Source organism: Shewanella sp. 10N.286.45.A1 (assembly GCF_041470405.1).
Classification (GTDB): Bacteria; Pseudomonadota; Gammaproteobacteria; order Enterobacterales; family Shewanellaceae; genus Shewanella.
Genome location: NZ_JBFRMK010000033.1, coordinates 1 through 14,924, shown reverse-complemented (window position 1 = coordinate 14,924; position 14,924 = coordinate 1). Strand labels below are relative to the sequence as shown.

At 41.8% G+C, this 14,924-nt stretch carries 16 protein-coding genes and 1 pseudogene; 8 read left to right on the top strand and 9 right to left on the bottom strand.

Features of this window, described 5'->3' with window-relative positions; all coding sequences use genetic code 11:
• A pseudogene (locus AB4238_RS02730) lies at positions 1-301 on the top strand (hypothetical protein); the annotation flags it as partial.
• Here AB4238_RS02730 and AB4238_RS02725 read toward each other — a convergent pair.
• The 3 genes from AB4238_RS02725 to AB4238_RS02715 form a co-directional block, all read right to left on the bottom strand.
• The gene (locus AB4238_RS02725; protein ID WP_372031083.1) at positions 298-492 is read right to left on the bottom strand and encodes a hypothetical protein; all 195 of its coding nucleotides are present in this window, start codon (positions 490-492) and stop codon (positions 298-300) included. The pseudogene AB4238_RS02730 and the gene AB4238_RS02725 overlap by 4 nt on opposite strands.
• Positions 493-591: 99 nt before the next feature.
• Positions 592-1,704, bottom strand: coding sequence for a glycosyltransferase family 9 protein (locus tag AB4238_RS02720; protein WP_372031081.1), 1,113 nt, complete (start codon positions 1,702-1,704; stop codon positions 592-594).
• A 32-nt stretch (positions 1,705-1,736) separates the two neighbouring features.
• Positions 1,737-2,804 (bottom strand): CDP-glycerol glycerophosphotransferase family protein, encoded by a 1,068-nt coding sequence (locus AB4238_RS02715; protein ID WP_372031079.1) that lies wholly within the window; start codon positions 2,802-2,804, stop codon positions 1,737-1,739.
• A gap of 158 nt (positions 2,805-2,962) precedes the next feature.
• Between AB4238_RS02715 and AB4238_RS02710 the strand changes: the two genes are divergently transcribed.
• Complete coding sequence (locus tag AB4238_RS02710) at positions 2,963-3,820, top strand: adenylyltransferase/cytidyltransferase family protein (RefSeq protein WP_372031077.1); 858 nt, start codon at positions 2,963-2,965, stop codon at positions 3,818-3,820.
• 138 nt (positions 3,821-3,958) lie between these two features.
• On the opposite strand, the gene rfaD is transcribed toward AB4238_RS02710, so the two are convergent.
• Positions 3,959-4,912, bottom strand: coding sequence for an ADP-glyceromanno-heptose 6-epimerase (gene rfaD, locus AB4238_RS02705; RefSeq protein WP_372031076.1), 954 nt, complete (start codon positions 4,910-4,912; stop codon positions 3,959-3,961).
• Positions 4,913-5,096: 184 nt separating this feature from the next.
• Entirely contained in the window at positions 5,097-5,960 is an 864-nt protein-coding gene (locus AB4238_RS02700) for a glycosyltransferase family 9 protein (RefSeq protein WP_372031075.1), read from the bottom strand.
• 262 nt (positions 5,961-6,222) lie between these two features.
• Here AB4238_RS02700 and hldE point away from each other — a divergent pair, with 262 nt between their 5' ends.
• From hldE to gltS, 3 genes are all read left to right on the top strand, one after another.
• Entirely contained in the window at positions 6,223-7,656 is a 1,434-nt protein-coding gene (gene hldE, locus AB4238_RS02695; RefSeq protein WP_372031073.1) for a bifunctional D-glycero-beta-D-manno-heptose-7-phosphate kinase/D-glycero-beta-D-manno-heptose 1-phosphate adenylyltransferase HldE, read from the top strand.
• A 161-nt stretch (positions 7,657-7,817) separates the two neighbouring features.
• Complete coding sequence (locus AB4238_RS02690; protein WP_372031072.1) at positions 7,818-7,979, top strand: DUF2986 domain-containing protein; 162 nt, start codon at positions 7,818-7,820, stop codon at positions 7,977-7,979.
• A 153-nt stretch (positions 7,980-8,132) separates the two neighbouring features.
• Positions 8,133-9,356 carry a sodium/glutamate symporter gene (gene gltS, locus AB4238_RS02685; protein WP_372031070.1) on the top strand — a complete coding sequence of 408 codons (1,224 nt, stop codon included), beginning with the start codon at positions 8,133-8,135 and terminating at the stop codon, positions 9,354-9,356.
• A gap of 4 nt (positions 9,357-9,360) precedes the next feature.
• Here gltS and AB4238_RS02680 read toward each other — a convergent pair whose 3' ends face one another.
• Positions 9,361-9,981 (bottom strand): LysE family translocator, encoded by a 621-nt coding sequence (locus AB4238_RS02680; protein ID WP_372031068.1) that lies wholly within the window; start codon positions 9,979-9,981, stop codon positions 9,361-9,363.
• 82 nt (positions 9,982-10,063) lie between these two features.
• The gene (locus tag AB4238_RS02675; RefSeq protein ID WP_372031066.1) at positions 10,064-10,615 is read right to left on the bottom strand and encodes a lysophospholipid acyltransferase family protein; all 552 of its coding nucleotides are present in this window, start codon (positions 10,613-10,615) and stop codon (positions 10,064-10,066) included.
• Positions 10,616-10,754: 139 nt separating this feature from the next.
• On the opposite strand from AB4238_RS02675, the gene AB4238_RS02670 reads away from it, so the two are divergent.
• Positions 10,755-11,177, top strand: a complete 423-nt coding sequence (locus AB4238_RS02670; RefSeq protein ID WP_372031064.1) for an SgcJ/EcaC family oxidoreductase — start codon at positions 10,755-10,757, stop codon at positions 11,175-11,177.
• On the opposite strand, the gene AB4238_RS02665 is transcribed toward AB4238_RS02670, so the two are convergent.
• Together AB4238_RS02665 and AB4238_RS02660 are read right to left on the bottom strand one after the other, a co-directional pair.
• A complete protein-coding gene (locus AB4238_RS02665) occupies positions 11,174-11,956 on the bottom strand; it encodes an NRDE family protein (RefSeq protein ID WP_372031062.1) in 783 nt (260 codons plus the stop codon). The two genes, AB4238_RS02670 and AB4238_RS02665, sit on opposite strands and share 4 nt — an antisense overlap.
• 156 nt (positions 11,957-12,112) lie before the next feature.
• Positions 12,113-13,639, bottom strand: coding sequence for a metal transporter (locus AB4238_RS02660; protein ID WP_372031061.1), 1,527 nt, complete (start codon positions 13,637-13,639; stop codon positions 12,113-12,115).
• Positions 13,640-13,871: 232 nt separating this feature from the next.
• Here AB4238_RS02660 and AB4238_RS02655 point away from each other — a divergent pair, with 232 nt between their 5' ends.
• Together AB4238_RS02655 and AB4238_RS02650 are read left to right on the top strand one after the other, a co-directional pair.
• Positions 13,872-14,462, top strand: coding sequence for a YhgN family NAAT transporter (locus tag AB4238_RS02655; protein WP_372031059.1), 591 nt, complete (start codon positions 13,872-13,874; stop codon positions 14,460-14,462).
• A 136-nt stretch (positions 14,463-14,598) separates the two neighbouring features.
• Entirely contained in the window at positions 14,599-14,856 is a 258-nt protein-coding gene (locus tag AB4238_RS02650) for a hypothetical protein (RefSeq protein WP_372031057.1), read from the top strand.
• Positions 14,857-14,924: the final 68 nt, after the last annotated feature.

Below are 14,924 nucleotides of genomic sequence, written 5' to 3'. Positions count from 1 at the left end.
TTTTACGGCTCATCTCGATGCCGTATTGCTCAGGCCATCTATCGATTTACGCATATCAGTGACACCACAGATCATGGTGACATTGAGTCGGTGCTGTTACCAAACATATCGCTCTCCAGTTATTTTGAAGAGCGATGATGAATTATCAGCTATTGAATATGAAGGTGGGGTTTACCGGACGCTTACTCAAGAAGAGTCAACTAAACTCAGTACCGTTGGAAAACAAAAACGGTGTATGATGAATACATCAATGCTGGAGGCTGTGTTGAGTGCAGGTTTTAACGGTGTGGTTAAAAACTAGTCACTCATGCGGTCACCCTGCAGCTGTCCGGTTGTGCTTGACCAGAATACTCTTGCAAGGCTAGCAATTACAGGGCTAACAAATACTTCAATGCTGGCATTCAGAAGATATTTTTTAAGCATACATAAGGCTGCCCATTTTGTTACAAAGTCACCAATTTTATCGGTTCGGACAAATAAGATTCTTTTCATATTTTGCTCATATCTAGTTAAACATATTTACTACTTTTCATAAAAGGCTAAATGAGTTACCAGCTTTATAGGTTTGCTTTACATTAATATTAGGGATGGCTAATTATTCATTTCTAAATATTGTTTATAAATACTGTCGACACTGATATCTGCCACATACCCTTTGCCCATAGTTGCATACATAACATGAGCTGTTTTTGATTGTGGCGGTGACCAATAGGGTTTTTTAGTCCGCATCATAGCCAGTAGGGGGCGGTTAGCGGCGTAAGCAAAATGTAAAATTGCGGTATCAACCGTGATGACGAAATCAGAGGACGCGATAAGCGATGGCAATTCAAAAAAGTGATTTTGTACTGTAAATACCGCTACAGCGAGCTGTGTTTTTGTTTTAAAGCTATCAGTTGCCGCTAAGACTTCGTCGTAGTTTTCTTTAGTGACATTAATAATAAATCGTTGGGAGTTATCAGTTGTAGCTATTTTTTGTATAAGTTCAAATAGTTGCTCTAGGTGCCAGTCTTTTTTGATATTTGTTGATAAATGGTTCAGGAAAATTAACTTGCCTTGGGTATAAGGTTCTGAAAATTGAGATCTTAACCACTTTTGCGTGATTGGTGCTACAGAGCTCGGAATATTCAACTCTGGGGTAAAGTTATTTTTGTTGATGGATATACCACAAATATCGTGTATCACAGCATGAAATCTATCGGTGATATGGTGGTTTTTTGGTAGTGACTGAGGATCGAGAGTGTATACTTTATCGCTTCCTTTAAGTAACCACCAATTCAATAAACCATTGTATAAAGGTGAGGTAATACTTGAAACAATAAAGCCCTTTGGTGCAATGCATCGGGCAATTTTTGAAAATTGGCTCGCTCGACCTGCAGGAGAGTGGCAAATAACAATATCATATTGCTGTTGTTTGGCTGTTAATATTTGCTGATCGCGAGCGACTACCGAATCAGTACAACCATAACTATCATTAAAGCTTGATTCAGCGGCTATCCATTGTTGCAATATTTTACTGCGTGATATACGCCAGCTATCTTGATTACAGCGATTATCATCAAGCCATATATCAATTTCAATATGAGGGTAGGTCGCTTTTAAAGCAATTAAAAATGTTTTTAGATACAGAAAATCTCCTAATGCGAAAGGAGATATAAATAAAAGTCGTTGGCAGTTTTTAAGTTGCTCGCTTGAAATAATGGCCATAAAAAATCTGTCTTTCCGTAATAATTTTAATATCAGAGGTTCGCTTGTAAATAGTCCACAATACGAACTGAAGCTAAGCCGTCTGTAGGGCCAACGTGCTCTTTAGTGTATTGTAGACGATTTTCTTTATACTCTTGCGATTCGTTCAGTTGTTGAGGTATTGCTTCTATTAAGGCTGAATAACTATTGGCGTGTAAACCTATACCGCTGTATAGCACGTTGTCTTTGCCGAAGCGTTTTTCAAATCTGAATTTAAAAATACCTCGATAAGTCCATTTTAATTTAAAAAAGTTACATACAATGACTGGTTTGTTTAGCGCTGCAAACTCAAACAAAGTGCTTGAAGCTTCACTGAGCAGGATGTCAGCATTTTTCATAAAAGGCAGTAACGAAATATCTTGCTCGTTGGCAACATATACATTATTAAAATGAGCCCATTTCTTTAATTTTGTGCGTTGTTTTTTATATTTTGCACGTGTAATAGTTAATGAGTGAGGCTTAATTAGCACATTATACTGACTAAAGTCTTCAGGCCAATTATCAGGAAAACATTCCAATGAACTGGGGTTAAAAGTTGGTGCGTAAAGTATCGTCTGCTTGCTAGGGTCCAATCCTAAGCTAGCTAAGTCTAACCCTGCTTCTTCATTATTGTACATTGGATCTAGCTTGGAAAAGCCAACCTGTACAAAATTATCATTAGGGTATAGCTGTTTGATTGTGGCTAATCTTAATGACCCTTCTATAAACCTTACTGTCATAGGTGTACATGATTTATGATAATAGGAAGGTTTAGGGCCGACACCATGGCCTAATTGAGCTGTTTTTGAGTAAACATGAATGTCGTCTAAATGTTCAAATTTGTTACCAAAAAGTATCCAGTCCGGTTTTAATTTCAGGTAAGTATCTCTGGCATCAGATTCGCTGTTGACCCAAATCGGTTCAGCATCAACTTGTGCCAAGACCTTTTCAAGGGCTGCATGATCATTTTTATTGCTATAGCATATTAATTTAACTTGATGATTATTGATCCTTAGTTGCTGAATAATTGGGGTGTACTGAGGAAGATAGTACATATTAAGCGTGTCAAAAAGAACGAGCATAACAACCTCTTAATCGTTGATTATTCAGGCGCTAATAAAGCAAGGTAAGTAAGCTGCTAAGTATAGCAATAAGTGGCTATTAGGGTATAGGGTGAATGGACTGCTGAGAGTTATTCCATTAAAATGAGCTGAATATTTGCTTATTAATAGTCAGAATTATGCCGCTATCAACACTTCGAAAATTTGGTTACCCTGAAAGCCTTATTAAATCATACGAACATTGGCACTTATTACTCCGCCCCGAACAACCTACACTGGGCTCTATGGTGCTGGTATGCAAAGAAGGCGTACATAGATATTCTGGTATCTCTGAAGAAGCTGCAATTGAACAGAAAAAAATCATTGATGATATTGAAGGGGTGATGAAAGACCGCTTTGACTGTAATAAACTGAATTATTTAATGTTGATGATGGTAGATCCTGCGGTTCACTATCACGTTATCCCTAGATATGAATACCCTGTTGAGTTTTGTAATCAAGAATTTAATGATGAGAAGTGGCCAGCTGCGCCAAGTCTTGTTGATGATCTTAGTTTATCGCTAATTTTGAAAGATGAATTACTTAAGACTTTGATTAATGATTTCACCTCAATTGAGTGTGAAGTTAGTGTGTCAGCATCTAAAATGTATCGTAGAATGTACACTTCTGGTTGCTTTGATATTTTCCACCAAGGGCATTTAAATATTCTCAAAAGCACCAAAGCAATGTGCGATTACTTAATCGTTGGTGTATCGACAGATGAGTTGATTATTAAATCTAAGGGCCGTCCGCCAATTATTCCGTTTGAAGAGCGTGTGTCTATTTTAGAATCGAACAGATATGTAGATGAGGTGATACCTCAAGTTGACAAGGATAAGCAAAAAGTAGTTGATTTATATAGTATTGATGCTATTTCTGTCGGATCAGATTGGAAAGGGAAGTACCCGGAAGTTAGTTGTGAAATGGTGTACTTTGATTACACTCCAAATGTAAGTTCGACGGTGCTGAAGCAGAAGTTGAACCTAACAACTAAGTAGTTATTTGAGCTATTTAGTTTAGGCTGGCATTGAGACCGCTTTCGGTTAACAAACTAAGGAACTCCCTTACCATTCTCTATTTCAAATTGATAATAGAAAGGGAGTTGATCAAATGGATCTAAGTTTCAATAACCTAAATTACTCACCAATAAAATGTTGTGTCGCTAACCAAGATAAATACTCGGGTACTGCTTGCTCAACAGTCTTAAACTTAGCGCTGTAACCAGCAGCCCGTAACTTTGTGAGATCTGCTTGGGTGTAGCTTTGATATGCACCCTTTAGTTTATCCGGGAATGGGATGTATTCTATGCTGCCCTTGCCATGGTGATCGATAACAGCATTTGCTACGTCATTGAAACTCTGTGCTTGCCCTGTTCCGCAATTAAATATTCCCGAAACTTCAGGGTTCTGCCATAGCCATAAGTTAACTTTAACAACATCTTCAACGTATACAAAATCACGTAGTTGTTGGCCATTTTCATAACCGTCGACACCCTCAAATAAGCGGCAGATCCCATTTGCATTGAGCTGGTTATTGAAATGGAAAGCGACACTTGCCATGCCGCCTTTGTGCTGCTCTCTTGGGCCATAGACATTGAAATATCTTAGACCGGCAACTTGGCAGTTCGGCTTTTGTTGACGTACATATTGGTCAAACAAGAATTTAGAGTAAGCATAAACATTAAGTGGCTTTTCTAAGTCTCTTTGCTCGATAAATTTCTCGCTACCGCCATAGACTGAAGCTGAGCTAGCATAGATATACTGGCATTTCGTTCTATCACAAAACTGCAGCAGCGTTTTTGAGTATTCATAGTTATTGCTCATCATGAATTTGCCATCCCACTCGGTGGTGGATGAGCATGCTCCTTGATGGAAAATAACTTCAATCTTGCCGTCGAATTCACCTGCTATTATCTGCTCAAGAAATTGATCTTTATCGAGATAATCAGCGATCTCACAATCTGCGAGATTGAACATTTTTGTACCGTCGGTTAAATCATCCACAGCAATAATGTCATTACGACCCATATCGTTTAGAGCTTTGACCAAATTGCTGCCGATAAATCCTGCTGCACCTGTGACTACTATCATATTTGCTTCCACTTTTAGGGCGGTATTGTTCACAATACCTTAAAAGGACACACTTACTTTGTGTAGTAAGTATTTAAAAATTCTGCGATGGTTTTAGCTGTATGATCAATATCAACTAAACTCATGTCGCGACCAGTTCGTTTACTCTCTGGTGGTGTAAATGCCAAGCGTTTATGTTGTTCGCTCAACGTCTGCCAGCGCACTTTTGGTTGAGATTTTCTGCCAGCATAAAATCCAACTGTTGGTACGTTATGCAGCCCCGCAATATGCAGAGGACCCGTTGAGCCGGCCATAAACATATCTGCATGGCAAAATCGGTCAGATCTTTTAGTGGTTTGGCAAGGGTAATATTAACGCCTTGCTTGCTAACTTCATCATATATATCTTTTGCTAAACTTGCTTCTTCACCGCTAAACGTTAGCACAAACCTGCATTTATGCTGTGTTGATTGGTCAACTTGGGTGATGAGCTTAATAAAGTCTTTTGTCGGCAAACTACCTGAGGAGCCCCCGGTACCTGGGTGAACAAAAATCAACTTTTCATCATTTTGTTTGCCGTAATATTGTTGCCAATGCTCGCGTTCTGTAGTGACATCCCAATATCTTTTGGGCAGTGCTGGGATAGCCATATTATGGGCAGTTAAAAAGGCTTCAATTAACATGCAACCGCCACGCCAGCAACCTTCACCAACCTTGTATTGTGCATCAGTGCGATTTTTATAAAAGTACTGATACCAGTTATGTTTAGGCGCTAATACATAGGGAATATTTAGATTACGAATGATTTTATATATACGGAATTGAGAATTAGAAACCAATGCAGCATCGTATTGACGAGCGTCGATCTCTTTACGTATTGCTAGATCGTCACCGCTATCGACAATAACATGATCAACATAAGGGCAAGCGAGCGTAAAACTCTTTAGTACTGGCGTTACAAATACTTCAATACTGGTATCTGGCATTGCGTTTTTGAGTAAGCTCAAGGCAGGCCAAAGCAGTAAAAAGTCACCAATATTATCATGTCTAAAAACTAGAATTCTCTTCATTTATCATTTCGCGCTACTGGGTTAACTTGTTCTGCGGTATTCAGTATTTCTAATACAGATGGCTTTAGGGTTAAATTAATCTGACTCTAACCGCCTATTATATCAGTTTTAGTCGTAAGAGGGCTGTTCGGAGTGGTGTTTTGTGCGGCTATGCCACAAAAGAAAAAAGCGCCCCAGCTAGAAAGTTAGATAGATAAAGTAACAGCCCGAACTAAAATTAGGTACAATTACTAACTAATATTTTGTAAAAGTAATGAGTGTTATGAAAGATTCTCTGCCAGCATTTGAAAAAGCTAAAGTTCTTGTGGTCGGTGATGTGATGCTTGACCGCTATTGGACGGGGCCGACTGGACGTATTTCGCCAGAAGCGCCAGTGCCTGTTGTGCGGATTAACCAATTAGAAGATCGTCCTGGTGGAGCGGCAAACGTAGCACTGAATATTGCAACCTTGGGCGGGCAAGCCTCTTTAGCGGGTATTGTTGGTGAAGATGAAACTGCAGCAGCGTTAACGACGGGCATTCAAGCGTTAGGTGTTGAGCCTAAATGGCATGTGGTTGCAGATAAACCGACGATTACTAAACTGCGGGTGATGTCGCGTAGCCAACAGCTCATTCGTTTAGATTTCGAAGAACCTTACCTACAAGCAGATAGCCAGGCCTTGTTAGATAGCGCCGCAAATTCTTTGGCTGATGTTGATGTGGTTATTTTATCTGATTATGCCAAAGGTGCTCTGATCGAGCCGCTAGCGTTTATTCAGCAAGCTAAGTCTCAAGGGGTCAAAGTGTTAGTCGATCCAAAGGGGAGTGATTTTTCTAAATATCGAGGCGCCACACTGCTTACCCCAAACCTGCATGAATTTGAGTTAGTAGCAGGAACGGTTACCAGTGAAGCTGACTTAGTTGAAAAAGCGCATAAATTACTTGAAGAGTTTGATTTAGAAGCGCTGTTAGTCACTCGTTCTGAGCAGGGAATGACGTTGATTACGGCTGAAAATAAAGAGCTTCATATTCCTACCGTTGCTCGCGAAGTACATGATGTCACAGGCGCAGGGGATACGGTTATTTCTGCACTAGCGACGTCATTGGCCGCAGGAAGTACTATGGCTGAAGCGTGTGCAATTGCTAATACAGCTGCAGGTATTGTGGTTGCTAAGCTTGGGACTTCGACGGTAAGTCGCATTGAGCTTATTGAATCATTGACTGATGCTCATCATAGCGAGACTGGCTTTGGTGTTGTGACTGAAGATCAGCTAATGTACGCACTTGAGCAAACGAGATTGCGCGGTGAGCGCGTGGTGATGACCAACGGCTGCTTTGATATTTTGCATGCTGGTCATGTGAGCTACTTGCAAGAAGCACAAGCACAAGGCGACAGGTTGATTGTTGCAGTTAATGATGATGAGTCTGTCAGACGTTTAAAGGGAGATGGTCGCCCGGTGAATCCTGTGGGTCGTCGTATGGCCGTGTTAGCTGGCCTTGCATCAGTGGACTGGGTACTTCCGTTTAGTGAAGACACGCCGCAACGAGTGATTGCTCGTTTATTACCTGACTTACTGGTTAAGGGTGGCGACTATAAGATTGAAGATATTGCTGGTGGTAAAGAAGTTATTGCTGCTGGTGGATTAGTTAAGATATTGTGTTTTGAAGATGGTATTTCGACTACCAAAATAATCGAAAATATCATGGCTAACCAATAGCTTGATATAATTAGAGGGCTGGCTGTTTTGCTTTTTGCAAGATAGCTCGCCCTTTAAGTTAGACTGAAGATTAATTATCAGTAAGCTTGCCACTCTTCCTCGTGTGAGTTGTCTTTAAACTATAATGTCTAATTAGCTCCTCTCTCAAAAGTAAAGAATCTATGAACCGCACTAAAAAAATCACCAAAAAACACATGGGCAAGGTTAAAAAAGCCAATGCGAAACTCAATACTACTAATAAGCCTAAGTACGTTTCTAAAGCGGAAAGAGAACGTTTAGCAACGTTAGAAGCGCAAGAGGGCGTATCAATAGTCGCGGAATAGATTGATTAATGTGCAACTCGGTAACTTTATTACAATCTATAGTCATAATTCGGACGCAGCTAATATTAATTGCCCTAATAGATATGCCAGAATAGCCGGCTAATTTTTGCTTTAGCGTTGTAAGCTAAAGCCGAAGTAACGGATAGGAGTGTTATGAATACCGTATATTCAATCGGAGAGCTGGAATCATTTTTAGTGGCGATTCTTGTGCTATTTATTGGGCATAGTGTAAATCGTCATGTTGGCTTCTTTAAAAAGTACAATATCCCAGAGCCTATCATAGGCGGGTTAGTCGTCGCAGCCATCACCACCTTGCTACATTTTCAGAATATTACCCTTAAGTTTTCTTTGCCGATGCAAAATACCTTAATGCTAATGTTTTTTAGTACGGTAGGTTTGGCTGCAAGCTACAAACTGTTAGTCAAAGGCGGCAAGAAGGTGTTTATATTCCTTGGTATCGCTTCCGTTTACATTATTATTCAAAATGCTGTTGGTGTAAGTTTAGCGACGGCTTTGGGGCTAGAACCCTTAATGGGGTTGGTAGCAGGTTCTATTACGCTATCTGGTGGCCATGGTACCGGCGCTGCTTGGTCGCAGACCTTTGCTGAAAACTACGGCATGAGTACGTTAGAGTTTGCGATGGCAGCGGCAACATTTGGTTTAGTGATGGGCGGCATTATAGGTGGCCCCGTCGCGCAAAGACTTATTGATAAACATAAGCTTGAATCATCTTATGGTATAGGTGGCAATCACCATAAAGATCACCCCGATCTGGTGACCTATGATCAATTAGAAGAAGATCGAGTGACCGCTAAGAGCGTGATGGAAACGCTATTTATCCTGCTGCTTTGTGTGGCTGGTGCACGCTGGATTGAGCATCTGGTGTCGGTATTTAATATTAGCTGGATGAAAATGCCAGATTTTGTTTATGCACTATTTCTTGGTGTAGTCATTACCAATCTTACCGAATTGACTAGGGGTTATAAGACCAATAGTGAATGTGTCGATATACTTGGTACCGTGTCTTTGTCGCTGTTTCTAGCGATGGCGTTAATGAGCTTGAAACTGTGGGAAATTTTTGATCTTGCTATACCGCTATTGATTATTCTGTTAGTTCAAACTGCTGTACTTGGCTTTTTTGCATACTTCGTAACATTCAAATTGATGGGCTCAAATTATGACGCCGCGGTTATTGCTGGTGGTCATTGTGGTTTTGGCATGGGGGCAACCCCCACCGCAGTGATGAATATGGGGGCACTAGTTTCTCGAAATGGTCCTTCACCACAAGCCTTTATGGTGGTGCCGATTGTGGGGGCTTTCTTTATCGATATCGTTAACCTGATAGTGCTGCAGGGTTACATTGGCTTTATATTGTAATGGATTAACGGATCAGCAAAATGGCGGCGAGAGTGATAAAGACTCCGCCGCTAGTGCGATCAAACCAATGTAGTTTATTACTCGATTTTAGTGTCGGCGCAAGCACATTTGCCATGCAGGCATAGATCATCACAAAACTAAAATCGACTACAGCCCAGGTGAGCGCCAGAATTGCTAATTGTGGACCTTGGGGAGCGGTGATATCGATAAACTGTGGAAACAGAGCTGCAAAAAACAGTAGATCTTTAGGATTGCTAATTCCCACTAAAAAAGCTTGTTTAAACAATTGATAAGGTTGGCCTGTTCCCTTAGTACGCTCTAGCTTTAATCCTTGTCCGTCAGCTTTAGTAAGCAGTAACTTAACGCCAAGAAATAACAAATAGGCTCCGCCACACCATTTCAATATAGTGAATCCATATTCAGTAGCATTTAATAGGGCGCCTAAGCCTGCAGCTGATGCCATCATTAGAATCAATGCTGAAGTTACGCTGCCAAAAGCGGTCGCGACACTACGGCTTTTACCGTAATGAATACCATGGCCCATCGACAAAACAGCCATAGTGCCAGGAGAGATGGCAATCAGTAGAATGGCGAAGAGGTACAGCAGCCAAGTATCAATGCTCATAATATTTTATACAATGCCTAAAAACTGGCTGCACTATAACGGGCTATTTAGCTTTAAGCAATTAAGCTCATAGGGATTGATATTAACCTTTAAAGTCGGGAATGACTTTGGGGTGGCGACCTTTAATAGAGCGGTAAAACTCGATGATATGCTCCATGTCCTGTTGGATGTCATCTGTGGTCTGCATGCCTTCTGGGATAACGACTGTTTTATTAGCAAAATCGAGCCCAACAGTAATGATTGGTACCTGAGCTTTGCTGGCGATATGATAAAATCCTGTTTTCCAGCGAGTAACTGGGCTGCGAGTGCCCTCTGGTGCAAGTGCCAAACTAAAGTGAGAGTTAGATTTAAATAGGTCAACGACAGCATCTACTAGGTTGTTATTTTTAGATCTATCTACTGGCGTGCCGCCGATAGCGCGGAAGAACCAGCCCCACGGTGCAATGAAAAGTTGATGTTTACCTAAAAAGTTAATTTTTGCGCCTAGTGCGCCACGAGCAATAACACCAATGATAAAATCCCAGTTACTGGTGTGTGGGCCTACGATGGCAACATATTGATGATCGGTTGGCAGTGTGCCAGCTATTTTCCAGCCGCTAAGTTTTAGCAAACCTTTGCAAAATGATTGAAACATATAATTAAAACCGCCCAGCTATTTTTATAAGTATTACTGTTTTCTGTGACTTTTACCAATGAGTCTGCATAATTGGTAACAAGATCTTAGATGTTTTATTGGGTATAGTACACGCAATCACCTGAGTGTGGAGAGAGCCATGTTTAAAAAAGGAATTAGCGTTTTACTGTTATGTGCAGCATTCGGTGCAAATGCAGTACCTACCGATGATATTGCAAGCATATTGGAGCAGCAAGAAGCCGCATGGAACCGCGGTGATCTTGATGCTTATATGCAAGGGTATTGGAACAGCGAGCAGATGCGTTTTGTCTCCAATGGCAAGTTCCGCTATGGCTGGGAAGAAACACTGGCTGCTTACAAAAAGCATTACCCAGACAAGGCGACCTTAGGCCACCTAACATTTACGATTAAAGAGACTAAGATGCTCAGCAACTACGCTGCAATCGTGGTTGGACGATGGTCTCTTGAGCGTGCTAAAGATAATCCAAATGGCGTGTTTACTTTGTTGGTGGAGAAGATCGATGATCGTTGGGTGATCACTCATGACCATAGCTCAGATTAGGCTATATATGCTGTGCCCATACTCTTTGGCTGAATGGTAAAGTCGTCACGACCGAGGTTTCTGCCCTTGCCGTCATAACGCACCTCTGAAAAGTGCACTTTTCCTTGATTATCTTTCATTATTATAGTGGTTGAGCGGGTGCCGTATTCTTGGTGCTGTATGTAGATTGAGGATAAGTGCCGCTCCCATTCTAAACTAACTCCAGTCTGTGGTAGCTCATCATCAGGGGCTTGTGTGCCATCGGTCATGATTGCCAGTAAGGCTTCGACACTAGGTTTCTTGTTGGTCGTAATATGGGATTCGATTGCTTGACTCCCCCGCGCCATCTTTGGCCAAATATCATCAAGGGCGCCATTACTGATTGAATGAAATCCAGGGCTCAATTGCGAGTACAGCCTTAGTCGACTGTCGAAACAGAAAAGCGCTTTTTCATCACCAAAGAGCAAGTTGAATGGGTTATAGAAAGGGCTATATCGCTGCAACCATGCTTCATCTAATCCGCCGCTAGATAGAGCTTTTATGGCTAGCTCGCCGCGACTTTTCATATCGGACTGGATCAGTTCTGGGTCACGGATATTGGTTAGCCCGGCAACAGAACCTTGTTGGTTGACACCAAGCCAAGTTCCGCCAGCTTCAAGATCTTTGCCTGCAAGTAGTTGGTTACTATCATCCCAAAAATGAGCGGCCTCTGTAGGGCGGTGATGAAACTCATCTCGATTGGCGCAAATAATCAGTGGGTATTCAGCGTGTGCTTTTAAAGCGACAAATAGAATGCACATAAGCCAAGTCCAAATAGAGTGATAAATACAGACTAATACTCATTAGTAGGAAAAGCTATTAAGCGGTTAGCAATTTAATGGTTGTGGAGGCGTTTATATGTGCGACTTCGCTCAATATTGATGCTGATAGTAAATGGCTGCTCTGTGTTGTATACCCTAATGGTGGTGGTCATGAGCATGATCGTGAGTATGTGGTTTGGCTTTGTGTAGCATTAAGCGGCTCATGAACTTACGTGGTCCGAGGCGCAGTAGGCTGGCAGCAAACAGAATGGCAACAACCCAAAGGCTTACCGTGTTAAGCAAGTTGGGTAAGTGTTCAAGCGCTTGCCATTGCGGATGAATCCACTCGATAACAGCTAAGAGTGCCAATAGTAGCAGTAAAAGTACCGCTCTTTGTGGCCAGTTCATCAGTTTTAACTGTGCAAAATTAATAATGGGAGCTGCAATCAATGGCAGCATTATAGCTGTTGTTGTCCAGCCGCTATAGGCTAGTGAGAGTGACAGCACGGCAGCGCCAAGGTTGCAAAAGCGCATTGGTAAAAAGACTAACAGCAACACTGCAACCTGAACGATAGGGCTAGATAAAGGTACTGCAGGGTGACCGATTAGGTTAGCTAAAATGAGGCTCAATACAATCCAAGGAGCGCTTCTATCCACTAGGTGGGCAAAACCAAAACGGATGGCTGAACTTGGTAGCGAATCATGTGGGTCAGTTGGCTCGACTTTACTCATGGTCAGCAGTGTACCTATCAAAAGTACGGCAACGGCTTGAATCAGTGCAAAAGTAGGCCCGAGCAACAGGCCGGTGATGATGATAGCTTCTGGACCTAATAACCGCTGCAGCCAGCGTTGGCCTAGCGAGCTATTTTGTGGCGATAAGCCAAAGTGAAACCTAAGACTGGCAACAGCATAACTAAGCAGTAGGATGGGGGCGATAGTCAGCATCCAGTCTAATAGGTGTTCAGTTGAGTGGCTATGGTCATGGCCGCCAGAATCCATCATCAATAGTAAAAACAACAAGCCGATGCCGAGTAAGCTGCCAATACCGGCTTGATACTCAAATTGACCTTGCTTATCAGTGTTGGGGTGACCATGGGGCTGATGTAACACAACATGTAAAATTGAGCCCGTGACAAAGGCCTGCAGATAAACTGTATTTTCAAGACTTAAGTGAGATAGCAGTTGCTCGCCGGCAAAATAACCGACGCCGGTTAATAGCATCATCCCAGCTAAAACGACCATTGCCCAGCGGCTACCGACTTGCGGTTTCAATAACCACCAAATTGCGACACCTACGGGTAATCGGTGCAGAATAATACCGAGTGCGAGCAACGGTGAATTACCATCTTGCTGGGCTAAAATCATCGCCCCACCATCGGTGAGCGTGTGCAGTAGCAAGCCGCTAATGCCGAGGATAAGGGTTAAATTGTGGGTCACTTCTGAGTAGCGATGAAATAAGCGCTCGCTGAGGGTCGGGCCCCAGATCCCAATAATCACAAACACAATCGCTAGAAATCCACCATGTTCAAGTAACTCTGGCAAAATATGGATCAGCACCAAGCCGCCCAGAGAAACGAAAATAAATCCGTCTAGGCCCTTTTGTAACCCTGTCCCCGATGAGAGAAATCGGTAAAACAAAGGCCCTAATAGTAGTGCGATACAGCTAGCTAAGAGATACAGCATGGAGATTCCAATTCAAACCGCGAGACCGAAAAAAGCGACATAGTATACCAGTGTTAAGGTTAATTGGCAGAGCGATAAGCTGAATTTACATTGATATCTTGCTACTGATAAATTCATGTTAATTGTGAGCGGATTAGGAGCAAGTGCAAATATTTTATAACTTTTTGTTAGCTTTGTTGTAAAACATAATAGAATATTCACTTAACTCAAGTAACTAGGCATCTTTTCATCTATGGATACTTTCTCTGCCGCCGTCATGCTGTTTCTAATTATGGACCCCTTAGGTAACTTGCCTATTTTCGCCTCTATACTACGTCATATAGAGCCGAAAAAGCGTCGTCGGGTATTGATCCGCGAACTTTTATTTGCGTTAGTCATCATGCTGCTATTTCTGTTTGCTGGTGAAGCCATACTTAACTTTCTGAACCTGCGCTCAGAGTCTGTCAGTATTGCTGGCGGTATCATACTGTTTTTAATCGCGATACGGATGATTTTCCCGCAACCTGGTGGCGTTGTTGGTTTAGCAGCAGGAGAAGAACCTTTCATTGTGCCGATGGCAATCCCTCTGATGGCGGGGCCATCAGTACTTGCTGCGCTTATCTTACTGGCTCACACCGACGGTACTCGTATGATGGACTGGACAGTCGCTCTGCTTGCTGCATGGGGATTGAGTGCTGTTATTTTGCTGTTTTATAAAGTCTTTACTAAAGTATTAGGTGAGAAAGGGCTAACAGCTGTTGAGCGCTTAATGGGCATGGTACTGGTGATGATTTCGGTGCAGATGTTCCTAGATGGCGTAGCAAGCTACATGAAAGCACTATAACAGCTAAACCAGAGTGATTGATGTGGTCATAGGCCATTTCAATCACCCGCGATCAAATTAGCCCAAGATACAAATGTTGCAGAACAATTATTAGACTGCAATACTCTGAATATAATATTCAAAAATAACAATAATTATGCTTACTTGTCTGTTTCTTTGTGCTGCTAGTCTGACTTCAATCGATTCCACCGACTATCATAATTTGCTGCCCTATCAAGGTGTGCCAACTTCAATGGAACAAAGAGATAGTAATAAAAACCTCAGCATAGACTCAGTATATGTTGATCAAGGTGCTTGGCATGGCTTTCATCTACCTAATACTGCTGATTACTACGGCAGCTTTACTGGTCCGCTATTCATTGTTCAAGAATATAGTTTATACCAATTGCATTAAAAGTTTGACCATTCAGCGGGAATTCAAAACGCTGTAGGCAAGTAGTGGAATTTGAGCTAATCGTTATT